This window comes from Scopulibacillus cellulosilyticus, from assembly GCF_042665295.1.
Taxonomy (GTDB): Bacteria; Bacillota; Bacilli; order Bacillales; family Sporolactobacillaceae; genus Scopulibacillus_A; species Scopulibacillus_A cellulosilyticus.
Genome location: NZ_JBHTCO010000002.1, coordinates 194,013 through 219,779, shown reverse-complemented (window position 1 = coordinate 219,779; position 25,767 = coordinate 194,013). Strand labels below are relative to the sequence as shown.

Here is a 25,767-nt window from a genome sequence, read left to right as displayed (position 1 = left end):
CGCATATATCATTCCAAATTCAAAGTATTTTTGTTTAACATTTAATTTTCCGACACTTTAAAACTGTATTATTCGACTCTTGAATCCTATTTAATGCATAAAAAAAATCTGGTCATAAGTTTAAGAAAAACTTATGACCAGATTTAAATTTCAAGTCAATTGATTTGTTTTATCGGGGTCCTGTCCGGGTGCTTGACTCAAAGTTGTAAGTGATACACGTCCGATCTCTAAATGAGCAAATATCATCAATTAAATCAAGAGCCCTTATAAATATACAATCGCCCTTTTCCGTTTTAATTCAATGGAAGTCCTTTATTTTTCAGAAAATCTTTCATATACATACGGGTCGGATGAGATACTTTCTGTGCCATTTGTTCTGTCCAGCGATCAGCCCTTCTGCCCCCAGTACGTTCCTTATAGTAATCGATAATATCATTGTTGTATTGTTTCAGCTGGTCTTTTAAAACTTCGTCATCTTGAATATATTCTTCCTTGTGATAAATATTTTCAAAAGGCAGTCTTTGCTTTTGACCGGTTATTTTTGCCGGGTAACCGACACAAAGACCAAATAGCGGGATCACCCGGTCAGGCGTCTTCAAAATTTTTGTAACTTCATTAAGATTATTACGAAGTGCTCCTATAAAACAAATGCCAAGACCCATTGACTCTGCAGCATTCACAGCATTTTCTGCAGCAAGCGCTGCATCAATGCATCCAACCATAAACATTTCTGTAGATTCTATTGACTCGATAATATCCTTTTTATCTAAACCTTCCATTTCTGCTGCAAGCTCATGGCGGTGAAGATCCAGGCAAAATACAAAAAAGTGGCCGTTTTCCACAACATAACGTTGATGACCGGCGGCTTCAGCCAGTTTTTCTTTTTTGTCACGGTCTGTGACCCCAATAATCGTATAGGCTTGAACAAAACTTGAGGTAGCGGCAGCTTGGGCGCTTTTTACGATGGTCTCGATTTGTTCATCAGTTAGTTTCTTATCCTCAAAAGATCTGATTGATCGATGGTTTAAAATAGTTTTGATCGTTTCATTCAATATAGATCTCTCCTTTTATCAGAAGCGCTTTACATTTAATATTTTTCTTTAACTTTTTTCAATTATCCCGTTTAGCTTGAGAATATCACATTTTATTTAAAAGAAAAAATAATAAGTGCTCATTGCAAAAAGGCTGCCGGTTATTTAAAACCAACAGCTTCTTTTGATCATTTTACAAGTCCCTTAAGAACCTTAAGCGCGCTTAATTTTCCTTTTTCCTTACTTACGATACATTTTGAAGTCAGCGCCTTTAACAGTAAGTCTTCCAATACGATCCGGTCATATAAAATGGTATTCAAAGTGTCAGGGGTCATTTCTTTATATAGACATTCGTAAATCAGGCTTCCGATAAAAGCTTCTTCTCCTGCGCCTAGAGGATTTACCTTCTCTAAAAGATAGTCAACATGACCGCGTTCTCTTCTTGTCACATAAGTTAAACCTCTGTTCCCTCTTTTAATAATTAATAATTTAGCTTTCCCGGCAAACAGCTGTTTAACGGCAGCGTATTCATCCGTTTTCCCTGTCAGAAACTGCAATTCATCTTCGTTTAAAATAAGTATATGAGAATGTGGAATAAAATGGAGAACTGTTTCTCTCGTTATCGTTTCATTAAGCCAATGCTGCTTTGACAGACGCGGCGCGAAAGTCACAATACAACCTTTTTTTACTGCGGCATTGATGGCTGTTTCAACCGCTGCCCTGGATGTATTTTGGATTAAAGGCATGGAACTGTAAAAAAGAACATCACCTTTCTCAAACCAGCTTGCATTAATATCTTCAGACCTTAACAGCATATCCGCAGACGGCTGTTTATAAAAAATAGCTTCCTTTTTATCAGAAGTTGTAAAACTGACGCTCGTATTTGCTTTTGATGTTTGTAAAAGATAATCAACATCAACGCCGTATGATTTAAGAGTATCTATAAGGAAACAGCCGAAAGCGTCATCACCGGTTTTTCCGACTAAAAAGCTTTTTGCGCCAAGCGTAGCTACAGCCGCAGAAACCAATGCGGCCACACCGGAAGCTTCCCGCCTGTATTCCGAAGCATCTTTCAATTGATTTTCATCATGGATAGGTATAAATTCCAGCGTTGCATCGCCTATTGATATACATTTATTTTGTAAAGTCATATTGCACCGTCCTTTATTTGTCAATGTTCATACTATATTTTTCGAAAAGTCATGTTTGTTTTTTGGCTCCTTCGCCGGAGAGGATTCAAAGGAGTTTTGCCACTTTTCGTCGCAGCTCGAAGCAGTTCGAGATACTTTGCTTGGTGCTCCTTCGCCGAAGAGGGCTCAAAGGAGTTTTGCCACTTCTCGTCGCAGCTCGCAGCAGTTCAGGATGCTTTGCTCGTCACTATCGAAATTATATCATGATAACGGAGAAACTGGCTGATGCGATGATCAAAAATAAACAAATTTGCCTTCTATTCTTCAGCAAGTGAATTTGGTATAATACTATTTTGAGACTATGAGGGTTCGAAATTCCCGCCCCTCATTAAACAAAACTAGGGAGCGTGAAATAAGAAGAACTTGTATATTTTCACTCTCCCCCGCATACTTGATCATTCATTTAAAGGGGGATTTTTTTATGTTCAAAATACCTGACAAGGTGCAAAAAATAGACGTTGATATTAAACGTCATCAATTGAAATATCATCATAAGCGTGTTGCTGTGACAAAGCAGTTTACCTTTGATGCGGCCCATCATCTACACTGTTATGAAGGCAAATGCAAAAGTATGCATGGGCATACTTACAGATTGGTCATCACAATAAGCGGTTTTTTAAACGACATCGGTATTGCTGTCGATTTTGGCGATATCAAATCACTTTTTAAAAAAGCGATTGAAGAAAAGCTTGATCACCGCTATCTTAATGAAGTTTTGCCTCCGATGAACACAACAGCTGAGAACATGGTGGTTTGGATGTGGGAAGCTCTTGATAAAGAAATGGAGATTTCGGGATTAAAAGAGGCCGCCCACCGTCTTGAAGAATTGACATTGTTCGAAACACCGACAAGTTCGGCAACAATTAAGAGAGATTGGATGATGCCTGATGTTGACTAAAACAAACTGGTCACTGCCGGCAAGAGAAGAATACGGCCAATGGACATTGCCGATGGTAGAAATCTTTGAAACCGTCGAAGGCGAAGGAATGGGTCAAGGGTTTCCGACAGTCTTTGTTCGCGTCTTCCATTGCAACCTGAGATGCACATGGTGTGACACACCTTACAGCTACGCGCCTGATAAACCGGCCTTTGAAGCAACAATTAATGACATCATTGAAAAAATAGCAACTTTTTCAAGCCGGCGCATCTGTTTTACAGGCGGTGAACCGCTAATTCATAGAATAAAATCCGCTGCACTTATCCAAGCAATGGTTGACATGGATAAAATAGTTGATATTCATATTGAAACAAACGGTGCAATTGATCTGGAACCTTTTGAAAGACTGCGTCAAGATCATCCCGATTGGATGAAAAAAGTCCGTTATGTGATGGACTATAAGCTGCCGGATTCCGGAGAAACAAAGAAAATGATCCATTCTAATTTTGATTGTCTTAAACCGCAAGATGAAGTGAAATTTGTCATTGGCAGCGACGAAGATTTTGCCTTTGCAAAAAAGGTTATCAATGAATACCACAAAGAAGGGCAAGTGCTTCTAAGTCCGGTTTGGGAAACGATGCCGCCCAAACGGCTTGTTGAAAAAATACTAAAAGAACCGATGCCTAATGCCAAACTTAGTATGCAGCTGCACAAAATTATTTGGGATCCAAATCAAAGAGGTGTTTAAAATGACGAAAAAAGCTGTTGTTGTATTAAGCGGCGGATTAGACAGCACGACATGTATGGGAATAGCGAAAAATGAGGGCTATGACCTTTACCCGATCACTTTCAGCTATGGACAGCGCCATGACCGCGAAGTTGAACAAGCGAAAAAAGTAGCTGAACATTATCAAGTAAAAGATCACCGGATTGTTGATATCAATTTCTTTAATCAGATTGGCGGCAGCGCCCTAACCGATGACACAATAGATGTCCCTGAGGCAAATGACGAAGGAGGCATTCCTGTCACTTATGTTCCGGCCCGCAACATGATCTTTTTATCTTTGGCGAGCGCCTATGCTGAAGTAATTGGTGCTGAAGCAATCTATATTGGCGTCTCTTCTGTCGATTACAGCGGCTATCCTGATTGCCGCCCTGAATTTATAAAAAGCATGAACGAAACTATTAATCTGGCAACCAAAGCGGGCGTAACGGATAATGGCATGGAAATTAAAGCGCCGCTTATGCATCTGACGAAAGCGGAAACCGTAAAAACCGGCACAAGACTCAATGTTCCTTATGAACTGACTACTTCTTGTTACAACGGCGAGGAAGAAGCCTGCGGCGTTTGTGACAGCTGTCAATTAAGAATTAAAGGATTTAAAGAAGCAGGTGCTAAGGATCCTGTTCCTTATAAAATTGATATTGAATGGTAATATGATTGAGGCTGACTTTATATATATTTATGAGGTTAGCCTCAATCATTTTTCATATTGCCGGGTTCCCCTAAGAAAGCTTATATCAACTCAAATTTGATTATATCTTTTGTTATGCTTACTGAGCAGTTCAGTTGAAGACTATCTATTATAAATGAGAAAATTATGATAAATTTCGAGGAGTGAAAAAGATGAATGAGCCAAAGGGAAGTTCTGTTTCGGGAAAAGTGACAGCGGTAAGTTTAAGCAGTAAACATACATTTAGTAAAGAAAACCGGCAAAGTATTAGATTAGTTGCTGGATTAGGGGTTGAAGGGGATGCTCATTTCGGTTCTACTGTTAAACATCGTTCAAGAGTGGCACAAAACCCTAATCAGCCCAACCTAAGGCAAGTGCATTTAATTCATAATGAATTATTCGAAGAGTTAAAAAACAACTATACTATTGAACCCGGACAATTGGGTGAAAACATTACAACCGCTGGAATTAATCTTCTTGATTTACCTGCTGACACGCTATTGTATATTGGTAAAACCGCAATAGTAAAAGTAACAGGTTTACGCAATCCTTGTGCTCAAATAGATCATTTTAAACCTGGGCTTTTAAAGGCGGTCTTAGATAAAGACTCTGAAGGTAATCTTATAAGGAAAGCAGGAATAATGGGAGTAATATTACAGAGCGGGGAAGTAAAACCGGGTGATTCAATTAGAGTTAAATTACCGCCAAAACCATTTAAAAAACTTGAACGTGTTTAAACGGGTGCATCTAGAATAAAAAAAGGGTTACTTTAATTCATTGATCTCCAAATAACTGAGTGTAAAACGCAAGGGCTGCCACCTATTCAGCCCTCGTATTATCTCTTTAACCGTTTAATTGATTCGGTATCAGAATCGAACCCTCCATTAATCTTCGGGCACTGCGACTCATGACAATCTTCTTTACGGTCCATCCTGCTTGCTCATGAGCAGCTTCTGCACCCACTTTAAAAGTGCCGGATGGATGACCAAAGCGAAGCTCCGGCCTCGTATCCCCTAAAACTCTGCTGACAATCGTTCCCGGTATTGCAGCTGCAGCTGCGATGGCTACAGCACCTGTACCAGTCATGGCATGATGAAGCTTGCCCATGGAAAGAATGCGTGCCAAGATATCGATATCCTCTCCATTTATTTCTTTTCCATCGGATGTTGTATAGCTTGCGGGTTTTCCGAAAAATGCAATTTTAGGCGTGTGCTGACGCTTCGTCATTGCGTACTCCACGCTTTCCGCTAGACCCATAGTCACCGCACCATGCGCCCGAATCGCTTCAAAACGGTTCAACAAATCCACATTATCGTTGATATCTCTTTGCAGTTCCTTTCCCGTTAGTCCCATGGAAATTGCCGAAACAAAGATAGCAGGGTTACCAGCATTAATTAAGGTAGCCTCCACCTTCCCTACACCTGGAACGTTAAGGATATCGATCGGATTCCCAGTTGGAAACATGGCACCTCCATCGGCACCCGGGTCAAGGAATTCCAGCTTTATTTCCGCTGCTGGGAAAGTGACCCCGTCCAGAACGAAATCTCCAAGCTCTTGCACCTCTCCATCCTTCATCAGGACATGCGCCATGATCTTCTTACCAATATTCTCTTGCCAAATATTCACTGTAGCCACACCATCCTGCGGGGCATCTACAAGACCCTGATATATCGAAAAAGGCCCTACAGCTGACGTAAGATTCCCGCAGTTTCCACTCCAGTCAACCAATGGTTGTCCTATGGCCACTTGTCCGAATAGATAGTCTACATCACATCCCGGGCGATTGCTTTTGCTAACAATGACAACCTTGCTCGTACTCGAAGTGGCACCGCCCACACCATCTATCTGCTGACCATAAGGATCCGGGCTGCCAATAGCACGTTGTAATACTTTATCACGTACAGATGGATCTGTTGGCAAATCTTCTTTTAGAAAAAAGACGCCCTTGCTTGTTCCGCCCCGCATATAAATTGCTGGAATTTTGATTTGCTTTCCCCATGTACTCATTGTGAATTTACCTCCTGCAATCTTACTTTCCACACTAAAGTTCCTATAAGATCATTATATTATTAAAGGTTTTTTAAATAAAAAAAATAACTATATATGATAGCCAGCTAATTAAAACATGAATATCGAAATATATCGGCAAGAACAAACTACTTCTTATAAAAAAGCCCAACCCTTTGTATTTTAGGTTGGTTTTGACATATATAGGGCACCCTCTTTCCTTTGCGGGCTTCTGATGATTTGGGAATTCTTTGTTAACCTCAAAGCACATGTCAATGAAAGCATTTTTTACACCCTAACCGGTGACTTTGAAATGGCTAAAACCGTTATTGATACTCGATGGTTCCTTCTTTATATATTCGTTTACATTTTCACCATGTGGGACACCTATAGCTTGGCAATCGATATAAATAAATACTCTCAATTATCCGATCGAACTGACTCACCGATTAAGCCATTTAACATTGGGGCAATAGAACTTAATTTTCTTGATCCTCGAAAACCGTGGAATGCAGCTTTTTGGGGCTTTGTTAATCCCGGTCTTGAAGCGATATACAACAATAGACTGCCAATGGGATTTTTCAGTCTTATTATTTTTATCCTTGCCGTGTATAAGTCCAATGTATTACCTGCTATCCATCTCACATTTGAAGGGAAAACCGAATCAGCGGGTTCCGTAATTAATTATCAATGGTTTTTGAATTTACCGTCATTGATGCTTTTTTCTGCTAGTAGTGGATATCATGATATACGATCCACAAATCAACTCTTTAAAATCGAACAATCACGATATTTAACTGACAACTACCAACCAAAAAACTATATAATGCCCAATAACAAGAAGGAGAAAGCTATGTACTTTATTTCAACATTTCAGCATAGTGCATATGTAGAACTCGCTCTTATCGAATTGGAACAAAAGGGTATTTACAAGGGAAATATTTTTGCCGCACCGTTAGACAAAAATTCAATAACTATACCGGATGTTGAAAGGGCTCATAAGGAAGATACCAGTAAATATGAACTGGCATTTATTTTCGGTGCTATCTTTATGCTGCTTGGCAGCATTTATGGATTTGTATTGGTTTGGGGACCTATTATTTGGGCATTTATAGGACTCGTGCTTGGAGCAATGCTTGGCATTTTTATATCTTTAATCATTAAGAAGTCCAGTTGGCTTCAAAAAAAGACTAAAACAGAGGTTGTTTTAATTGTTGAATGTGAAAATTATCAGTCAGAACTGGTTGAACGAGTGCTTTGGCAGCACAAAGCACTGGGTGTAACGAAAACATAAACCAGGGGTCTCGGCGTAAAAAGTGCAACTTAAACCTTTGACGGGACCCCTAAAAATAAGATTATAAAGACGCCTTAATAACGCAATTAATTTAAAATCCTTGAAAAATTATACCTGGATTAAAATCTTGATCATTAATGGTTCCATCTATGCCGTCATTATCAATGATAATATTGGCGTTTGCTGGTGAGGTTATGAATAATCCGGCCGGGAAATTGCTGTTGTTTTGCTTAAAATGGTTATCCCAACCAAAGCCTTGATTCTGTCCATTAAAAATTCCCGCGTTATCAGCTGCAGCATTAATATTGGTTGAGTTATAAATAATTTCGATAGGCACTCGCCCATCCCCTTTCGCAAAATTTGTATATCATATTCCTAAATACTTCAAGTGTGAATAAATAATAATCTATTATTAGTTAATAGACATCCATAGTTTCTTTTTACCTTTTTTCATCAACCCCCAACCCCTTCTCGTTCATTTAGTTAATCTTGCCATTAATTCCAAGACACCATTTTAAATAAATAATAATATATACTGTAACTAATAACATTGCTTTTATGAGTTTATCTTTAAAGATGGTTCTACTAAAATATGTTATAAAAAACTTGTGCGGATTTTATTAATCAATCAGTATTTTAATAGAGATAAAAGGAATGTACATAAACTGCCGTCATCAGATAACTTATATAAAACGACAGTCAGTTTGATGAATTTTAATAGACGGCTAACTTAAAACCATACAGAGAACATACGGAGGGATGACATTGAAAAATCCTTTTAAGATATCTTTTGAAAGTCTTGAAGAGTTTGTTGACGTTGTTAGTCAACAGCTGCAATGTCCAATAACAATTGAAGACGCAAACCATCGGCTTCTTGCCTATAGCACACATGATGAAAGAACCGATCCAGCAAGAATTGCCACGATCATCGGCCGAAGGGTACCTGAAAAAGTCATTAATCAATTATGGAAAGAAGGAACCATACCCGCACTATTGAAAACGAAAGAACCCATTCGGATAAAAAGTATGGATGAAATTGGGCTTGGCAACAGAGTAGCGATTTCCATATGGAAACAAGATGAGGTCATTGGGTTTATTTGGGCATTAGAAATAGATAAATGTTTAAGTGAGAATGAAATGGGCTTATTAAAAAATGCTGCCGAGGCAGGCAAAAATGAGCTTTTACAGCTGCACGTCCGGAAACGTAAAAACGAAAATCGCTCGCAAGAATTTTTTTGGCAGTTGTTAACAGGACATTTAAAAGTACCAGAAACGATAAACGAACAGTTCCAAGCGTTAAAAATCACACCATCGCCTTGTTACGCCGTGATTGTCTTCAAATTTCTACACGGTATAACCCGAAAAGAGGAGCAGCAAATCTACTATCTGTTAAAAACGAGCCAACATTTGAAAACTATGCTTCATACTGTTGACTTTAACCAGCTTATTTTACTTGTTGCCGTACCAAAGGTTGATAAACCTTTAGATGAACTGAACCATTTTATTACATCCTTCACTGGGAAATTGCTTGAACGCTACAAAATAACAGAAGTCCAAGTTGGTGCAAGCAGCATTTTTGAGGATTATCAACAAATGAAAAGGGCTTATCAGGAATCGTTGACCGTCCTGTCAATTAAAGAAAAATTCTCTGCTGAAACGCAAAGTATCTTTTATTATCAAAAACTGGGCATCTATCAGCTTTTTGATGTTATTTTGGAAAAATACAAAAACGAAGGATATGAAAATCAATCTCTGAAGAAACTTCATTTATATGACAAAAAGCATAATTCTAACCTTGCTAAAACACTTAAAGTATACCTTGACAATGACACTAATATTTCAGAAACGACGAAGGAATTAGTTATTCACCCCAATACATTGACTTACCGTCTAAAAAGAATTTCGGAAATCGGCGACATTGATTTTAAGGATCCAAATCAAAAAATGATGCTATACCTTGATGGAAAACTGGAAAAATATCTGCGATAAAGAAAACTTGGCGTTTGGCAAGCCAAAACACTTTGTGGATTTCACCAAAAGCGAATCCCGTCTTTCTCTTTTTAAAACAAAGAAATTATTAAATAAACATTCTATACTAAAGCCAAAAGCACAACGTAACAAAGTCATTCAATGCTAAAGGGGGAAATTGGGATGTTTATTGGTGTACCTAAAGAAATTAAAAACAATGAAAATCGTGTTGCTCTTACGCCGGCTGGAGTTGTATCTTTCTTAAATGCCGGGCATACTGTGTTAGTTGAAAAAGGCGCTGGAATAGGAAGCGGTTTCACAGATGAACAATATGTAAATGCAGGTGCCATCATTATTGAAAGTCCCGCAAAGGTCTGGGCTGACGCTGAAATGATTTTAAAAGTAAAAGAGCCTCTTGAAAGCGAATACAAATATTTCCGTCCTGGGTTAATTTTATTTACTTACTTACACTTGGCTGCAGCGCCATCACTTGCAAAGGCCCTTAAAGAAAGCGGTGTTACAGCAATTGGTTATGAAACGGTTACAGTTAACAGAACTCTGCCGCTTCTTACTCCAATGAGTGAAGTTGCCGGAAGAATGTCTATTCAAGTCGGCGTACAGTTCTTACAAAGAACATACGGCGGGCAGGGCATTCTGCTTTCAGGCGTTCCAGGCGTAAGCCGAGGAAAAGTAACGATTATCGGCGGCGGTGTGGTCGGAACAAATGCCGCAAAAATGGCAGTCGGTTTAGGTGCTGATGTAACCATTCTTGATTTAAGCGCAGATCGCTTACGTCAATTAGATGATATTTTCGGCAATAAAATCACAACATTAATGTCTAATCCATTCAACATCGCTGAAGCCGTAGCAAATGCTGATCTTTTAGTCGGTGCCGTTTTAATACCTGGCGCAAAGGCTCCTAAGCTTGTAACAGAACAAATGGTTAGTTCAATGAAACCTGGGTCTGTGATTGTCGATGTTGCCATCGACCAAGGCGGCATTGTTGAAACTTGCGACCATGTCACAACTCATGATGAACCGACATTTAAAAAACATGGGGTTGTTCATTACTCTGTTGCTAATATGCCTGGTGCAGTTCCAAGAACATCAACCATTGCCTTAACGAATGTAACGATTCCATATGCAGTAGAAATCGCAAATAAAGGTGTAACTAAAGCGATTACGGAAAATGCAGCTCTAAAATGCGGCGTAAATGTTCTCAATGGTGAAATCACTTTCGAAGTCGTTGCAAATGATCTTGGCTATGAATATGTCACAGTTGAAAAAGCTCTTGAAAAAGAAGCGGCTGTTCACTAATCATATATTAATTAAGAAACCGGTTTTCTGAAATACAGGAAGACCGGTTTCTTTTTCTTTTTACTTTAATTAATAGACATATTACATTTTATTATAATTTAAAAAACTATTTTCACAGAAAAGGCGCTATCCATTCACCTTTTCTTTTCTATTAAGAGTAAAACACCCTTACCCTTGTCTCCTTTATTTCATAGATTACAAGTGAATATGAAATATAAGGAGTGTCATAGTTGTTTGGGTTTTCTATGGTAAAACTTGTCCGGCAGCACGGACATCGTCTCGACCGCGAGTTAAGGCATCAGCTTGTTAATTTGTATCGTCCATTTAAATTAACCCCGTGTTTTTTGCATAAAAGTTTGGAATCACGCCTTAAAAAAACTAAGAAGATCCCAGTCATTATCGAGTTTCACAATGAAAAGGTTTTTCTTAAAGGCATCGACAGCGTCAACAAGATTGTTCAAAGCCATAAAAAAAGCAAAGTCAAGAGCCATTATTCAAGGATTTCCTGTTGCAGCGCGGAATTAACGCCAATGTCTATCGAAAAACTGCTGACGACTTGTGACTGCATCAAAAAAATCCACTTTGATAGAGAGGTTCACGCACTATTAAATGTAGCCGTTCCTACTATTCACGCTGACAATGTTAAAAAGAATAATACAACATTAACTGGTAAAGGTATAAACATCGCCATCGTCGATACTGGCATTTACCCGCATAAAGACTTAGAAGGCCGGATTATTCATTTTAAAGACTTTGTAGGCAATAAAACAAAGCCGTATGATGATAATGGACATGGTACCCATTGTGCAGGAGATGCCGCCGGAAATGGCGCTTTGTCTGAAGGGAAATATGCCGGATCGGCGCCGGAAGCAAATCTCATAGGAGTTAAAGTATTAAACAAAATGGGTTCCGGCTCTCTTTCCACTATCATCGACGGCGTCCAGTGGTGTATTGATTACAATGAAGATGATAATCATGAACATAAAATTGATATTATTTCAATGTCATTGGGCGGATCGCCTGAGAAGATGAATAGCGAGGATTCAGATCCTATGGTAAGTATAGTGGAAAAAGCTTGGGACAGCGGTATTGTTGTCTGTGTCGCTGCAGGGAACGAGGGTCCTGACCCTAAGACCATCTCAAGCCCCGGACTCAGTAATAAAGTCATTACTGTAGGCGCCATGGATGATAAAAACACTAATAATACGAATGATGATATCATAGCCAAATTTTCAAGCCGCGGACCAACCATTTACGGAGTTGAAAAGCCTGATATCGTTGCACCAGGCGTTAATATTATCTCTCTTCGTTCGCCATCATCATTCCTTGATAAGACGCAAAAGTCAAGCAGAGTTGATGAAAATTATCTTTCATTATCAGGAACATCCATGGCAACCCCTATATGTGCCGGTGCTGTTGCCCTCTTACTCGAGAGCCAAAAAGATTTAACACCGGATCAAGTCAAAGAAATGTTAATCAAAGGCGCAAAAAAACTTGGCGATGACCCAAATGTTTACGGCGCCGGATATGTTGACGTTGAACAATCTGTCAAATAAATACCGATCAAACTGAATAAGCAATATCCTTATGTAAAAAACTCGCCAATTGGGTGGCGAGTTTTACTTTTATCCAAAAATTGTTTGATACAGCAAAAATATATTTAACAAGATAACAAGCACAGCGACAATCCAAGCTAAAGTTGTCGTCCATTTATGATTAACCAGTCCGCCCATTATCTTTTTATTACTTGTAAACATAATCAAAGGTACAAGTGCAAAAGCAATACCAAACGATAACACAACTTGGCTCATGACTAAGGCGTAAGTCGCATTAACACCGAATATGATAATGGCAAGCGGCGGAATCATGGTAATAAATCTTCTTAAATAAATAGGAATGCGTTTTTTAATAAAGCCTTGCATAACCACATCACCCGACATGGTTCCAACCGATGAACTTGATAACCCGGCTATTAACAAACCGAGTCCAAATAAAATAGCGGAAGTCGGACCGACCAATTGCCCAAACTTATTAAAAGCAACATCTAAATCTTCAACAAGCAGTCCATGTTTATGAAAGAGTGCTGCACCAACAATAAGCATGCTCATATTGATGGCGCCGGCAATGATCATTGCAATGACAATATCAATAAATTCAAATCTGAATATTTGCCGCTTTTCTTTTTCATTTTGACCGACCACACGATTTTGCGTAAGGTGAGAATGAAGATAGATGGCGTGCGGCATAACCGTCGCTCCAAGGATACCCGTTGCCAACAGCACAGTTTGTACGCCGTGAAACCTAGGGATTAATGCCCCTTCGAGAACAGACATTGAATCAGGTTTGGCCAGAACAACTTGGCAAACGAAAGCTAATACAACGATAAAGACCATTACCGCTATACCTGCTTCTAAAGGACGGTAACCTTTTCTTTGTAATTCAAGCAGCGCAAATGAAGCGATAGCGGTAATGACAGCAGCCGGAATCATCGAAATATGAAACAATAAATACACGCCAAGCGCCGCACCTATAAATTCGGCTAAGTCTGTGGCCATAATAACGAGTTCACTTTGTATCCAAAGAAACACTGAAGTTTTTTTGGAGAACCTCTCTCTCGCTATTTCCGGCAGATTCTTCCCCGTTGCTATCCCTAGTTTAGCCGATAATGATTGAATAAGGACAGCCATTAAATTAGACGCAACAATGACCCATAAAAGCAAGTAACCGTACTGTGATCCAGCAGTAATATTGGTTGCAAAGTTACCGGGATCAATATAAGCAACTGATGCTATAAAAGCCGGCCCAAGAAATGGCAAAAGTCTTTTTATACCTTTGACATCCCCTCTTAATGCGGCCATCGCTGAACGACTATTTGTATGTTTATTTGTTTCTTCTTTTGATATATCGTATTTTTGCGATAAAGTTTTACTGCTCATAAAAAGTTTCCTCCCCACCTAAAAATAACCCGTTAACAAAAAAGTTTCCTTAGGGAAAAACTATGCTCACTAATAATGTATTCAAAAATGGCAAATTAGTCAACTGTTTTGATGAATATTTTCTCCAAATCCTTTTTTCTTAGTAATTGAAGTTATTGGTTAAGGAATTAATAAAAATCGTGCAAAAGGATTGTAAAAAAGATGAAATATCATATATAATAAATATTGAATTAAATAATGAAGACGTTCCTTCAGGGCAGGGTGAAATTCCCGACCGGCGGTGATGAGGTTTGCCTCTAAGTCCGCGAGCCGTTAAGGCAGGATCTAGTGAGAATCTAGTACCGACAGTACAGTCTGGATGGGAGAAGGATGATACGTATGGTTTAATGATGAGTTAAGTTTTTTTACTTGCTCATTTATTTAGCTATGCTATATAAAATACCGCCCAAGGAATGTATTCCTTGGGCGGTATTTTTTGGCGGGTACCTGCGTTATCATCAGACTCTGGGTAAAATATTAAAATGGGGTGATCTGATGAAAAAAACGTCTTTAAAGAAAACAGTCACAATTTCCTTATTGTCGGCAATTGCTATTTTGATTCAAACCATTTCTTTTCCATTGCCGATTTTTCCTGCATTTTTGCAAATGGATTTCAGTGATATTCCTGCACTTATCGGAGGCATTTTATTCGGTCCGGCAGCAGGTGTATTAATCGAAGCTTTGAAAAACTTTTTACACTATTTGATTTCGGGATCACTAACAGGTGTGCCAGTTGGTGAAATGTCTAACTTTATTGCAGGTTCTCTGTTTATTATAGCCGGGACTTGGTTTTATAAAAGGAAAAAAACCGCGTCTTCTTTAATGTACGGTCTCATTTTTGGAACAGTTTTTATGTCCGTTGTGATGACGATTGCCAACTATTTTATCATTTTCCCAAGCTATGCGTTATTTCTTGGTTTTACGACAGATCAGGCTATTGCTATGAGCCAAAGCATTAACCATGAAATTCACAGTTTGTTTACCTTAGTGATCTTTGCGGTTCTGCCGTTTAATTTACTTAAAGGTATTGTTTTGACAGTTATCACAGTGCCCATTTATTCAAGAATTAAATCGCGTATCAAGACGATGGTGCCTGCTGAAAAATAAAGAAAACTTGCCGATTGGCAAGCCTTAAAAGGCTAGACAGAGGCTTAGTTGCCCTTATACTTGGGACTTAAAATTGGCTCCTGCGTCGAATTATCTACACTTAAGCCAATTTATACTTTCCCAACGTATAAATAAACAAATAAGGCCTTCGCTCTAATGAGCGAAGGCCTTATTTTATTTAGCATTCAGGCGGTGCTTACCAGACGTAAGCAGTACCAACAATAATTAATAAGATAAACAAAACAACGATTAACGCGAAGCCAGCGCCGCCGCCGTATCCACCTGCATATCCGTCCATATCGTCAATCGCTCCTTTATCGAAGTTTGAGATAGCTTCAAGCTTCTCACAATACATACTATGCCTTTCCCGAAAAAGTTGTTTGGACATCGGCGGAAATTTTAACTTTTACCCATTTTATTTCTACCTAATCTTAGAAATTAAGAAAGGTAAATTCCCATCCCATATAAAAAAGAACCTTCATTTTTCATGAAGATCCTTTTTAATCATTATGATACAACCCTGTCTAAGAAATGTGAAACGAAGCGGTCACTATCAACATCAAGGCAAACTTTAATGTTGCCATTTGAATTTTCTTCACCGACGGTTTGACCTTTTGCTGCACCTTCCGTTTTAACATGAACTGTCATCGTTTTAGTTTTCACAAAAGCAGGATCGATGGCCACACCAACAGTTAATGGATCATGAAGCGGACAGCCATTCAATTTTGGATTCTCTTTGGCATACGCATCCATATAAAAATCACACATGTGAGCTAATGAACGTGAAAGAAGCGTATCTTTTTCCTTCCACTCATCTAAAACTGACCGTCTAAGCAAAGTTTTTAATGTAACATCCAAACCGACAAGTGTCATCGGTATACCGGATTGGAATGTATATTGCGCCGCCTCCGCATCATGGTAGATGTTCGCTTCCGCATAAGGCGTAATATTACCCGGCACTGTTACGGCGCCGCCCATAAGGATTACATCTTCAACTAAGTTAACGATTTCAGGATCTTTTTCAATAGCCCTTGCTAAATTTCCTTGATTTGCTGTAGTTAATATCAGAATATCGTTTGGATGTTCATGAACAGCAGAAATAATAAAGTCGTGGGCTATCATGTCCCCGGCTTGTTTTTCAGCAGAAGGCAATTTAGCTTCTCCAATACCGTTTTCACCGTGAATCCAAGTGGCTTTGTCCGCTGGTTCCTCGCCCGCGAAAGTTTTTTCAACACCTGGAAAGACAGGAATATCATCGGCGCCAAGAACTTGTAAAAGCTGCAGTGTATTCCGGGTAGCTTCCGGAACCGATGTGTTGCCAAAGGTTGTTGTAATACCTAAGATGTTAAGTTCCGGAGAATTTACAGCGTATGCGATTGCGAGCGCATCATCAATACCAGTATCGACATCTAATATAATATTTTTCATTGTGATCTTCTCCTTTTTAAATTAAACCGGACTTATCATATTTCCTTAAAGGAAAACGCCGCAAATGGCAGCTGATAAAATCGAGGCAAGTGTTGAGCCTAATAGTAATTTCCCGCCAAATTTTGCAACGACATCCCCTTTTTCTGGATTAAGCGCTTTAACACAGCCGGTAATAATACCGATGGAACCAAAGTTAGCAAAACTGACAAGGAAGATAGATACAATACCGACTGTTCTATGAGTCAGGTGATGAGCAATGCCTTTTAAGTCTGTCATTGCAACAAATTCATTTGTTACTAATTTCGTCGCCATAATGCTTCCGGCTTGGACAATGTCTTGCTTAGGCACTCCCATAATAAAAGCAACCGGCGCAAAGATATAACCGATTAATTTTTGGAATGATATATGGAAAATAAAAGTAAATATATCATTAACAAAATAAATTAAGGCCATAAAGCCGACGAGCATAGCCGCAACAGTAATGGCAACTTTAAAGCCGTCCATAATACTGTCACTGACCATTTGGAAGAAAGCTGGTTTTTCACCAGTATCATCTGTTATCAGTTTGTCCTCTTCTTTATCGAGATCATACGGATTAATGATGTTTGCAATGACCAAAGCAGATAAAATATTAATAACAACAGCGACAACAACGTATTTCGGCTGGATAATTTGCATATAAGATCCAACGATTGTCATACTGACAGCACTCATTGATGATGTACATAACGTATACAAACGCTTTTTGGGAAGATAGCCCAATTGTTTCTTTGTTGTCAGCCAAACTTCTGACTGCCCAATGATAGCAGCGGATATCGCATAGTAGTTTTCCAGCTTGCCCATACCATTAATTTTACTCAATATAAATCCGATAAATCGAATGATGATAGGAAGCACTTTAATATAATTCAGTATACCGATTAAGATTGAAATAAATATAATAGGCAAAAGAACATTTAAGAAGAAGGTTGCACCAGGTTTGTTTTCCATACCGCCGAACACAAAATTAACACCTTGAACAGCCGTCCCCATCAGTGCTCCGAACCAATCAGAAATAACATGGATAAATCCAATACCGACTTTCGTATTTAGCAAGATCCAAGACAGTATAAATTCCAAAACGATCATGACAATGATTGGTCTTGCTTTTATTTTTTTTCTATCATTGCTGAAAATGAAACCAATGATGAAAACAAGCAAGAAACTCAATAATAAATAGACGATCTTCATCTATTAAGCCTCCTAGATTGTCTTAAAAAAATTTAATATTATATTCCCGGCAGGATGTTTACTATGATCTCGATATTCAATGACATCCCAACATGATCAGCCATTCATGTTTGAATCTGTAATCGGTTACACATTAATCGTAAAAATTACATGCTTTTAATTAAACCACAAATATTAAAGGATTGTCTACGAAAAAATTGTAATCTATATAAGTCTTTGAGTCATTTGACCGATTAACATTTTACCGTAACCGCTTACATAAACTTTACAACAAGTAAATTATAGTACAAATTTCATAATTTGAAAATAGATTTTTTACAATTATTCATGGAACATTTTATTAGAAAAACTTGGCTTATCGCCCATTTCTCATAGCGAAAGCCCTAGTTTTTCTTATACTTTAATCCTTGAAGCAGATAAATTCCCTTAAAGTGCAAAAGTAAAACTCGCCCGGTCGGCGAGTTTTCTAACTGAAAGCTTGAAATATAAAATATATAAGAAATAACGCAGCTATAATATATAGCGTAACTGCAACATTTTTTGCTTTTCCGTTTGCTATTTTTAAAATCGGATACGCAATAAACCCTAATGCTATGCCATCGACAATGCTGGATGTCAGCGGTATACACGCAATGATTAAAAAAGCCGGAAATCCTTCAGTAAAATCATTAAAATTAATATTTCTCGTACCGCTGATCATCAGTCCGCCAATAATAATAAGCACAGGGGCAATTGCCGTATCAGGAATGATTCTAATAAAGGGTATGAACAATAAAGAGATTAAAAACAACACACCAGTTGTTATAGTAGTTAATCCTGTTCTTCCTCCCGCAGTAATTCCAGATGCACTTTCGACCGTTGCCACAGATGGACTTGTCCCAAGCAATCCGCATGTTATGACTGATAATGCTGTGGCTTGAAGGGAACGATCATATTTCTCAGGTCTTTGAATCATCTTAACAAAACCATGAGTTAAGCCAATATTTTCAAATAATGTGACCAAGGTTAATGAAAATACAGCCATCCAAAATGGAAAAGTCAGCACATGCTTAAATGATAGGCCAACAAATACTGGTTTATAGTCGTTTAAAGAAAAACCTGATTGTCCGAGTTTATGAAGATCTGTTTCACCAAATAAAATAGACAGGATTGTGCCGGCTATAATCCCTATCAGCAAATTTCCTGGTACATTCCGTGCGAAAAGGATAAGCGTAATAACCAAAGTTGCAATCATTAAAAGTACGTGAGCATCACTAAAATGCCCTAATTGAACAAAGGTTGATTTGCTTTTAACAACAATACCGCCCTTTTGCAATCCGATAAATGCCAGGAACAGACCGATCCCTACACCAATCGATTCCTTTAAGGAATCAGGAATAGCATTTGCAATGATTCCGGACAAAGACGTAAAAGTAATAATCACAAACAAAATCCCCGACACAAATACAGCGGCTAATGCTTCTTGCCAATGAAGTCCCATTGACTGGACGACCGTGTAAGTGAACAATGCATTAATCCCCATCCCCGGAACAAGAAGCATTGGTGCATTCGCCCAAAATCCCATAAGCAGAGATCCAGCAAAAGCAACAAGTATTGTCGCGACAATACCCGCCCCCATAGGAATGCCTGCGTCTGTAAGGATTGACGCATTGACAGCAATGATATAAACGATCGTAAAAAAAGAAACAAGCCCTGCTAACAACTCGGTTTTAATTGAGGTATGATTTTCTTTTAAACGAAATAGTCTGTTAAACACCTTCCTTAGCTGCCTTCTTTCAATATAACCCCTCAACCCGCCCTATGGTTACATATTTACAAATCATACATGACGCCAGATATTTTTTCAAGACGGGATAGGCGATAATTTTTCTGTTATATATTGTCCAATATGGTTCAATTTTTGCAAAAAGATTGAGCAAATAAAAATATACTATATAATTATTACGGAGCTGTTGTCATTAGGAGGATAAACTCTTGTTATCAATCATTCTGGCTTTATTTATTTTTTTCTTAACATTAATTCTAGTTATTTGGCAGCCTAAAGAATTAGGCATCGGGTGGACAGCCTGCTGCGGAGCAATCCTTGCGCTTATTGCCGGCGTTGTTCACTTTCATGATGTAGCGGCTGTAACCGGGATTGTTTGGGATGCCACACTGACTTTTGTAGCTATTATTATCATTTCGCTTATTCTTGATGAAATAGGTTTCTTTGAATGGGCAGCTTTACATATGGCGCAAGTCGCCGGAGGCAGCGGTGTTAAGATGTTTATTTATATGATCATATTAGGGGCGCTTGTCTCCGCTTTTTTCGCTAATGATGGCGGTGCTCTCATCTTAACCCCTATTGTTTTGTCTATGGTCCGCGCTTTGAATTTTAAAGAAAAAATGATTTTACCTTTTATTATGGCCTGCGGTTTTATTGCAGATACATCGTCACTCCCGCTTATTGTCAGTAACTTGGTCAATATTGTGTCAGCCGATTTCTTTCATATAAGCTTTGGAGAATATGTTTCACGCATGATCTTACCTGATCTATTCTCCATTGCCGCAAGTATTTTCTTTTTATATCTCTTTTTCAGAAGAAGCATCCCTAAACAATATGATCTAAGCCAACTTAAAAATCCAGCTGAAGCTATTAAAGATCTTAAAATGTTCCGCCTCTCTTGGTTTGTTTTAGCTTTATTATTAATAGGTTACTTTGTCGGCGAGGTTCATAATATTCCGGTTTCTATGATCGCTGGAGTTATTGCTGTCTTCTTTTTATTCATGGCAAAGAAAAGTCCTGCGGTTTCGATTAGACAAGTGATAATGGGCGCTCCCTGGAATATCGTTTTCTTTTCTATTGGCATGTATGTTGTTGTTTACGGCCTAAGAAATGTCGGACTGACCAATGTGCTGGCGGGCGTTATTCAAGCAGCTTCTCATCACGGGCTTTTTATCGGCACCGTTTCAATGGGATTTATTGCAGCAATCATGTCATCATTAATGAACAACTTGCCGACAGTTATGATAGATGCTTTAGCCATCGCCCAAACTCATACAACCGGTGCCATTAAAGAAGGGCTGATCTATGCGAATGTTATTGGTTCAGATTTAGGACCTAAAATGACGCCGATCGGCTCATTGGCAACTTTACTATGGCTGCATGTCCTATCAAAAAAAGGTATTAAAATTTCATGGGGTTATTATTTTAAAGTCGGTATGATATTAACTATTCCAACTTTGCTTCTAACCCTCATTGGTCTGTACCTCAGTTTACTATTGATATAACTCTTTTTTAAACCCGCCAATCGGCGGGTTTTCTTTTTACTTTCAAAAAGTTTAATTTCTAAAGGATGAAAGTATAAGTGCATCTAGGCAGTTGCCTGCGCCTTAGGGCTTGGCACCAGCCAAGTTTTCTTTAGTATACTTATTCAAATCATGGCGAAAACTAACAATTACATTATAGAGGATGTTCAAAAAGTCCGGGAAAAATAGCTGTCGAATTTCCGCGTCAGCTTGCTCCTCCGCTCCTCACGTATTAAAAGCATACGCTCCGGTGCTCGGAGACGGCGCTTCCTTGAACTTCTCGGCTCTTTTTGTCCTCCTTTTTGAACTTAAAGAAATTGAGGGGTTTCGTTGTGGTTGAATTTTCAAATGGGGTTAAAATCCACCGTAACATGAAGAAGAAAAAGATTACACAGGAATATGAAAGAATAAAAATCAATGAAATTAAAGAAAGTGTTGATAAAGACCTTGAAAAAAATCTTTCTTTAATAGAACAAATTACCGGGAAAAGCAGCGATGTTATTATCCGCAGATTTACAATCGGCAAACAATCTGCCCATAAGGCGGCCATTGTCTATATTCAAGGGCTCGTTAATGACGAGACCATCAACAACTTTATTTTAAAATCAACAATGATTGAAACCCGTAAAGTAGACTTACCTGAAAGTGAAAACATGGCAGACTTTTTGAATGTCCTAAAAAAACATGATTTAAATGTCGGCGAAATTAACGAAGATAAAAAATTTAAAACACTGATGCATTCTGTTTTGTCAGGGCAAACCGCCATCTTTGTCGAAGGGCAAAACTATGCTTTAATGATGGATACACGCATGTGGCAAATGCGGGCCATCGAAAGCCCTGAAAACGAAACAACCATCAGAGGACCCAGAGAAGGATTTATTGAAACTCTTGTTGTTAACACTTCCTTAATCCGACGCAGGTTAAGAGATCCGGATTTAAGAATTAGATTTCATCAACTCGGTGAAAGAACGCAGACAGATATTGCCGTCGTTTATATCGAGGGGATAGCCAATGAAGAAATATTAGAGGAGATTAATCATCGCATTGATGAAATAAAAACAGACGGCATATTAGAAAGCGGATATATAGAGCAGTTTATTGAAGATTCAACGTGGTCACCCTTTCCGCAAATACAAAGTACAGAACGTCCCGATAAGACGATTGGGCATCTTCTTGAGGGAAAAGCCATTATTCTCACAGATGGATCGCCTTTTGCTTTAATTGCACCGACAATTTTCGCATCATTTTTCCAAACGCCTGAAGATTATTATGAAAGAGTTTGGATAACATCATTTTTGCGGTTTATTCGACTAATCAGCGTGTTTTTCTCGCTGTTCGCGCCGTCACTGTATATTGCTTTTTCAACATTTCATCCTGAAATGATTCCGCCGAATCTGTTGTATGCAATGGCAGCTGGACGGTCAGCGGTGCCGTTCCCGACCATTATTGAAGCTATGATTATGGAAATTACCATTGAAATTCTAAGAGAAGCAAGTATTCGGCTGCCGGGAAAAGTCGGGTCAACCATCGGCATTGTCGGTGCTCTTGTCGTCGGTGAAGCATCAGTCACAGCAGGGCTTGTCAGTCCTCTAATGGTTATTGTTGTCTCAATCACCGCGATATGTTCCTTTACGTCGCCGAGCTACGGCGGTGCTATAGCCATTCGTTTAATTCGTTTTCCAATGATGCTAATCGCTGCTTTTCTCGGGCTGTACGGCATTATGCTGTTTACTTTGCTTATCATTCTGCACCTTTCATCACTAAAATCATTCGGCGTCCCTTATTTTGCGCCTTTTAGTCCTTTGCATTTATCAGGGCTTAAGGACGTCATATTCCGCGCGCCATTAACATGGATGGTCAAGCGCCCGATTTTTATGAAGCCGTTAGATAAACATAGGGATCAGAAAGATGTGAAAACTAATGACAAATCAAAATCAGAATCAAAATCAAACCAGTCAAGTAACACAAAATCGAAAACTAAAAAATAAGTCAACTGATAAAACAGTTGTTTCCCCATATCAATCAATGATTTTAATTGCCAGTACACAAATTGCAACCGGCTTGCTAAGCATACCGCGGCTTGCATCGGCAACGGCCCATGAAACAGCCTGGCTTCCAGTTTTAATCTCTACACTCATTTCATTAGCAGCCGTGTTTATTATAACGAAGCTTGCTTTGCGTTTCCCTAATCAAACATTTATTGAATTTATTCCAACCATTTTATTTGGATCAAACAAAAAACGTTTATATAAAATTTTGGCTTTAATCTTTATATTGCCCTATCTCGCTATGTGGCTTGGGTTTGTCGTTATTTCTTCGCGTATATTTTCCGAACTTGTCAGAATCGCCATATTTCCGCATACACCCGTTCTCGTTGTTTTAATTACTTTAATGATCGCCGCCCTATGTGTTGTATGGTTTGAGCTTGAGGTCATTGCCCGTTTTAATGAAACTGTCTTTCCAATTATATTAATTCCATTAGTCATTATTATAGCGGTATCATTGCAAAATGCTGAATTAACTAACCTGCTTCCTTTATTTCATTTTAATTGGAAAGAAGTTTTGAAAACGAGCTGCTTTGATATCTTTTATTCCTTTGAAGGGTTCTCAATTATATTCGTAACAATGGCTTACACACGAAAAGACAAAAAGTCTAAACTTTATTCTGCCAATCTGTCAGGTGCAGCTATCACTGGGCTGCTTTACACTAGCCTAGTTACTGTAACCGTTGCCGTTTTTGGGTATGAGGTCCTGCAAGTTGAGATGTGGCCCACCTATGATTTAGCCAAAACTGCCACGTTGCCCGGTGCTGTTATCGAAAGGTTAGATCCCGCCTTTATCAGTATATGGGTAGCAGCTGTTTTTACAACGATCAGCAACAGTTATTACTTTACTTGCTTTTCAATCGTTCAATTGATTGATTTTAAGGATAAAAATAAAGCTCGCAGGTGGTTGGGGCTATGCGCTTTTCCTATCATCATTTATGTCACTTTGATCTCGGAAAATATTTTCACATTTAATAAATGGGAAACAATTACCGGCATTATTGGCTTATTTACAGAAATCATTATTCCTATTATTCTTCTGCTCCTTGCCATTCTGACCAAACGGAAGGGAGGAACTAAGAATGGTAAAGAAAACTTGCCGACTGGCAAGCCTGAAAAGGCGTAGACAAAGGCCTAGTTGCAAAGCCGCAACTTTGAATAACATCTTTGCAGCTTTGCGACGAGCTTTGAAAAACTCCCCTGAAAAACTTCGCGCAGGAGCACCTAAAACTCGGAATTTAAAATTGACCGCTGCATCGAATCGGCAACGGCGCTGCCGCTCTATTAAAGCAAAACCACTTTTTTTTAGCCTTTTATTATTATTATGTCTCGTTATAATAAGCGGGTGCTGGGATGAAAGGGATCTTGAAAAGCGGGCGATGGTCGTGGCCATCGGTATTGACAAAGGCAAAAAGTACCCTTTAAAAGTATCTGTTGAAATTCCGCTGCCAAAAAACCTTGGAAACGGCAGCGGCAGCAATCAATCACAAGGCGGGGGAAAATCTTATAAAGTCATTTCCACTGAAGCCAATTCATTAGCTCAAGCCCTTGTTGATTTACAATGGAAAGCGGAACAAACCCTGTTTTTCGGAGATCTTAGAGAGTTAATTTTAAGTGAACCGTTAGTAAAAAAACCATTTCCGTCCTTGTTTGATGCTTTTTCCAGAATGGCTGTGATTAGAAAAAGCCAAATTTGGCCAATGATTATTAAAGGCGAATCAGCTGAAAAATTTTTAAAAACCTTTACGCCGCCTGAAGAGCAAATTCCCAAGATTTATTTAAGAGGAATGATATTAAGCGACGAAAACATTCAATACATCCCGAAAAACACACTCGCAAATGTTGTCATGGACCGAATAAATTCGACAAAAGAGCCTTTTATGCTTGTTATTAAGCAAGTAAATAAATCTAATGTAAAAATTGTCGGAATCGGGGCATTTAAAGGGGGAAGTAATACCCATCTCGCCGGATTTTTAAATATATACGACATGGCTCAATGGCAAAGAGCTGCCTTAGAAGAAGATGCTGGAGAAATGTTCGTCCCTTTGGCTAAAGGGAAGCAAATGACATTGCTGCCATCTAAAATAAAAAGAAAACATCATATTTCTTTTCACGACCATCAATTAAAAGATGTGATTGATATTTATGTAGATGGCGAAGTGATTGAAACTACGCCTAAAATTGATTTAAAAAACATTAAAAAAAGAAATGCCGCGGAAAAAAGAGTGGAATATGTTATGGAAAAAAGGTCGGATAGAATGGTTCATAAGCTGCAAAGATTCAATTCTGACATTCTTGATATTCGTACCATGGTGAGATCCTATTATCCGTCAATGTATAACAAAATAGATTGGAAAACGGCCTTTAAACAGGCTGATATTACAGTTAGATACCATGTTTCAATTAAGAGAGTTGGGCTTGAAACCAGCTGATCCCAGTTATCCACAGTTCACAGGGTCAGACCCCAAAAATGATAGTTATCCACAAAACAGCGGTGAACCGACGATATTCGACAGTTCACCGCTGCTATTCTTTTATTGACTTTTTTCATCGCTT

At 38.7% G+C, this 25,767-nt stretch carries 22 protein-coding genes and 1 riboswitch; of the genes, 13 read left to right on the top strand and 9 right to left on the bottom strand.

The window, feature by feature from the left end; all coding sequences use genetic code 11:
- Nucleotides 1–293: 293 nt before the first annotated feature.
- Complete coding sequence (gene nfsA / locus ACFQRG_RS02135) at nucleotides 294–1,052, bottom strand: oxygen-insensitive NADPH nitroreductase (RefSeq protein ID WP_380963136.1); 759 nt, start codon at nucleotides 1,050–1,052, stop codon at nucleotides 294–296.
- A 167-nt stretch (nucleotides 1,053–1,219) separates the two neighbouring features.
- Nucleotides 1,220–2,182, bottom strand: coding sequence for a carbohydrate kinase family protein (locus ACFQRG_RS02130; RefSeq protein ID WP_380963134.1), 963 nt, complete (start codon nucleotides 2,180–2,182; stop codon nucleotides 1,220–1,222).
- Between the two features lie 460 nt (nucleotides 2,183–2,642).
- Here ACFQRG_RS02130 and queD point away from each other — a divergent pair, with 460 nt between their 5' ends.
- The 4 genes from queD (at nucleotide 2,643) to ACFQRG_RS02110 (ending at nucleotide 5,289) form a co-directional block, all read left to right on the top strand.
- Entirely contained in the window at nucleotides 2,643–3,119 is a 477-nt protein-coding gene (gene queD / locus ACFQRG_RS02125; protein ID WP_380963132.1) for a 6-carboxytetrahydropterin synthase QueD, read from the top strand.
- Complete coding sequence (locus ACFQRG_RS02120) at nucleotides 3,109–3,846, top strand: 7-carboxy-7-deazaguanine synthase QueE (protein ID WP_380963130.1); 738 nt, start codon at nucleotides 3,109–3,111, stop codon at nucleotides 3,844–3,846. The genes queD and ACFQRG_RS02120 overlap by 11 nt, the downstream gene beginning before the upstream one ends.
- 1 nt (nucleotide 3,847) lies before the next feature.
- Complete coding sequence (queC, locus tag ACFQRG_RS02115) at nucleotides 3,848–4,534, top strand: 7-cyano-7-deazaguanine synthase QueC (RefSeq protein WP_380963128.1); 687 nt, start codon at nucleotides 3,848–3,850, stop codon at nucleotides 4,532–4,534.
- 191 nt (nucleotides 4,535–4,725) lie between these two features.
- Entirely contained in the window at nucleotides 4,726–5,289 is a 564-nt protein-coding gene (locus tag ACFQRG_RS02110) for an MOSC domain-containing protein (RefSeq protein WP_380963126.1), read from the top strand.
- A 106-nt stretch (nucleotides 5,290–5,395) separates the two neighbouring features.
- Here the strand turns inward: ACFQRG_RS02110 and prpF are convergent, their stop codons facing one another.
- The gene (prpF, locus tag ACFQRG_RS02105) at nucleotides 5,396–6,559 is read right to left on the bottom strand and encodes a 2-methylaconitate cis-trans isomerase PrpF (RefSeq protein WP_380963124.1); all 1,164 of its coding nucleotides are present in this window, start codon (nucleotides 6,557–6,559) and stop codon (nucleotides 5,396–5,398) included.
- 235 nt (nucleotides 6,560–6,794) lie between these two features.
- On the opposite strand from prpF, the gene ACFQRG_RS02100 reads away from it, so the two are divergent.
- A complete protein-coding gene (locus ACFQRG_RS02100; protein WP_380963122.1) occupies nucleotides 6,795–7,853 on the top strand; it encodes a hypothetical protein in 1,059 nt (352 codons plus the stop codon).
- Nucleotides 7,854–7,944: 91 nt separating this feature from the next.
- On the opposite strand, the gene ACFQRG_RS02095 is transcribed toward ACFQRG_RS02100, so the two are convergent.
- Nucleotides 7,945–8,190, bottom strand: a complete 246-nt coding sequence (locus tag ACFQRG_RS02095; protein ID WP_380963120.1) for a hypothetical protein — start codon at nucleotides 8,188–8,190, stop codon at nucleotides 7,945–7,947.
- 422 nt (nucleotides 8,191–8,612) lie between these two features.
- Between ACFQRG_RS02095 and ACFQRG_RS02090 the strand changes: the two genes are divergently transcribed.
- The 3 genes from ACFQRG_RS02090 to ACFQRG_RS02080 all read left to right on the top strand — a co-directional run bounded on the left by ACFQRG_RS02090 (nucleotide 8,613) and on the right by ACFQRG_RS02080 (nucleotide 12,694).
- Nucleotides 8,613–9,842 (top strand): PucR family transcriptional regulator, encoded by a 1,230-nt coding sequence (locus tag ACFQRG_RS02090; protein WP_465270218.1) that lies wholly within the window; start codon nucleotides 8,613–8,615, stop codon nucleotides 9,840–9,842.
- 162 nt (nucleotides 9,843–10,004) lie between these two features.
- On the top strand, nucleotides 10,005–11,138 hold the full coding sequence (ald, locus tag ACFQRG_RS02085) for an alanine dehydrogenase (RefSeq protein ID WP_380963116.1): 1,134 nt from the start codon (nucleotides 10,005–10,007) through the stop codon (nucleotides 11,136–11,138).
- Nucleotides 11,139–11,368: 230 nt separating this feature from the next.
- Nucleotides 11,369–12,694, top strand: coding sequence for a S8 family peptidase (locus ACFQRG_RS02080; protein WP_380963114.1), 1,326 nt, complete (start codon nucleotides 11,369–11,371; stop codon nucleotides 12,692–12,694).
- A gap of 69 nt (nucleotides 12,695–12,763) precedes the next feature.
- Here the strand turns inward: ACFQRG_RS02080 and ACFQRG_RS02075 are convergent, their stop codons facing one another.
- A complete protein-coding gene (locus ACFQRG_RS02075) occupies nucleotides 12,764–14,074 on the bottom strand; it encodes an Nramp family divalent metal transporter (RefSeq protein WP_380963112.1) in 1,311 nt (436 codons plus the stop codon).
- 243 nt (nucleotides 14,075–14,317) lie between these two features.
- Nucleotides 14,318–14,448, top strand: a riboswitch (FMN riboswitch).
- 157 nt (nucleotides 14,449–14,605) lie between these two features.
- Here ACFQRG_RS02075 and ACFQRG_RS02070 point away from each other — a divergent pair.
- Nucleotides 14,606–15,220: an ECF transporter S component gene (locus ACFQRG_RS02070; protein ID WP_380963253.1), complete on the top strand. Its 615-nt coding sequence runs from the start codon at nucleotides 14,606–14,608 to the stop codon at nucleotides 15,218–15,220.
- Nucleotides 15,221–15,416: 196 nt separating this feature from the next.
- On the opposite strand, the gene ACFQRG_RS02065 is transcribed toward ACFQRG_RS02070, so the two are convergent.
- The 4 genes from ACFQRG_RS02065 to ACFQRG_RS02050 form a co-directional block, all read right to left on the bottom strand.
- The gene (locus ACFQRG_RS02065; protein WP_380963251.1) at nucleotides 15,417–15,518 is read right to left on the bottom strand and encodes a YjcZ family sporulation protein; all 102 of its coding nucleotides are present in this window, start codon (nucleotides 15,516–15,518) and stop codon (nucleotides 15,417–15,419) included.
- Between the two features lie 209 nt (nucleotides 15,519–15,727).
- Complete coding sequence (locus tag ACFQRG_RS02060; RefSeq protein ID WP_380963110.1) at nucleotides 15,728–16,648, bottom strand: nucleoside hydrolase; 921 nt, start codon at nucleotides 16,646–16,648, stop codon at nucleotides 15,728–15,730.
- A 45-nt stretch (nucleotides 16,649–16,693) separates the two neighbouring features.
- Nucleotides 16,694–17,878, bottom strand: coding sequence for a NupC/NupG family nucleoside CNT transporter (locus ACFQRG_RS02055; protein ID WP_380963108.1), 1,185 nt, complete (start codon nucleotides 17,876–17,878; stop codon nucleotides 16,694–16,696).
- 466 nt (nucleotides 17,879–18,344) lie between these two features.
- On the bottom strand, nucleotides 18,345–19,634 hold the full coding sequence (locus ACFQRG_RS02050) for an NCS2 family permease (protein ID WP_380963106.1): 1,290 nt from the start codon (nucleotides 19,632–19,634) through the stop codon (nucleotides 18,345–18,347).
- Between the two features lie 218 nt (nucleotides 19,635–19,852).
- Here ACFQRG_RS02050 and ACFQRG_RS02045 point away from each other — a divergent pair, with 218 nt between their 5' ends.
- The 4 genes from ACFQRG_RS02045 to ACFQRG_RS02030 all read left to right on the top strand — a co-directional run bounded on the left by ACFQRG_RS02045 (nucleotide 19,853) and on the right by ACFQRG_RS02030 (nucleotide 25,643).
- A complete protein-coding gene (locus tag ACFQRG_RS02045) occupies nucleotides 19,853–21,148 on the top strand; it encodes an arsenic transporter (RefSeq protein WP_380963104.1) in 1,296 nt (431 codons plus the stop codon).
- Nucleotides 21,149–21,498: 350 nt separating this feature from the next.
- Entirely contained in the window at nucleotides 21,499–23,154 is a 1,656-nt protein-coding gene (locus ACFQRG_RS02040) for a spore germination protein (protein WP_380963102.1), read from the top strand.
- A complete protein-coding gene (locus ACFQRG_RS02035; protein ID WP_380963100.1) occupies nucleotides 23,087–24,337 on the top strand; it encodes a GerAB/ArcD/ProY family transporter in 1,251 nt (416 codons plus the stop codon). The genes ACFQRG_RS02040 and ACFQRG_RS02035 overlap by 68 nt, the downstream gene beginning before the upstream one ends.
- Nucleotides 24,294–25,643, top strand: a complete 1,350-nt coding sequence (locus ACFQRG_RS02030; protein ID WP_380963098.1) for a Ger(x)C family spore germination protein — start codon at nucleotides 24,294–24,296, stop codon at nucleotides 25,641–25,643. Before ACFQRG_RS02035 ends, ACFQRG_RS02030 begins: the two co-directional genes overlap by 44 nt.
- Nucleotides 25,644–25,767 lie beyond the last annotated feature (124 nt).

Bases quoted from the DNA above. Each gene is read 5' to 3' on its own strand.
- ald (WP_380963116.1), top strand. From the start codon at position 10,005: ATGTTTATTGGTGTACCTAAAGAAATTAAAAACAATGAAAATCGTGTT.
- ACFQRG_RS02065 (WP_380963251.1), bottom strand. From the start codon at position 15,518: ATGGACGGATATGCAGGTGGATACGGCGGCGGCGCTGGCTTCGCGTTA.
- ACFQRG_RS02090 (WP_465270218.1), top strand. From the start codon at position 8,613: ATGACATTGAAAAATCCTTTTAAGATATCTTTTGAAAGTCTTGAAGAG.
- queC (WP_380963128.1), top strand. From the start codon at position 3,848: ATGACGAAAAAAGCTGTTGTTGTATTAAGCGGCGGATTAGACAGCACG.
- prpF (WP_380963124.1), bottom strand. From the start codon at position 6,559: ATGAGTACATGGGGAAAGCAAATCAAAATTCCAGCAATTTATATGCGG.
- ACFQRG_RS02100 (WP_380963122.1), top strand. From the start codon at position 6,795: ATGATTTGGGAATTCTTTGTTAACCTCAAAGCACATGTCAATGAAAGC.
- ACFQRG_RS02055 (WP_380963108.1), bottom strand. From the start codon at position 17,878: ATGAAGATCGTCTATTTATTATTGAGTTTCTTGCTTGTTTTCATCATT.
- ACFQRG_RS02130 (WP_380963134.1), bottom strand. From the start codon at position 2,182: ATGACTTTACAAAATAAATGTATATCAATAGGCGATGCAACGCTGGAA.
- ACFQRG_RS02035 (WP_380963100.1), top strand. From the start codon at position 23,087: ATGACAAATCAAAATCAGAATCAAAATCAAACCAGTCAAGTAACACAA.
- ACFQRG_RS02060 (WP_380963110.1), bottom strand. From the start codon at position 16,648: ATGAAAAATATTATATTAGATGTCGATACTGGTATTGATGATGCGCTC.
- ACFQRG_RS02110 (WP_380963126.1), top strand. From the start codon at position 4,726: ATGAATGAGCCAAAGGGAAGTTCTGTTTCGGGAAAAGTGACAGCGGTA.
- ACFQRG_RS02075 (WP_380963112.1), bottom strand. From the start codon at position 14,074: ATGAGCAGTAAAACTTTATCGCAAAAATACGATATATCAAAAGAAGAA.
- queD (WP_380963132.1), top strand. From the start codon at position 2,643: ATGTTCAAAATACCTGACAAGGTGCAAAAAATAGACGTTGATATTAAA.
- ACFQRG_RS02120 (WP_380963130.1), top strand. From the start codon at position 3,109: ATGTTGACTAAAACAAACTGGTCACTGCCGGCAAGAGAAGAATACGGC.
- ACFQRG_RS02030 (WP_380963098.1), top strand. From the start codon at position 24,294: ATGGTAAAGAAAACTTGCCGACTGGCAAGCCTGAAAAGGCGTAGACAA.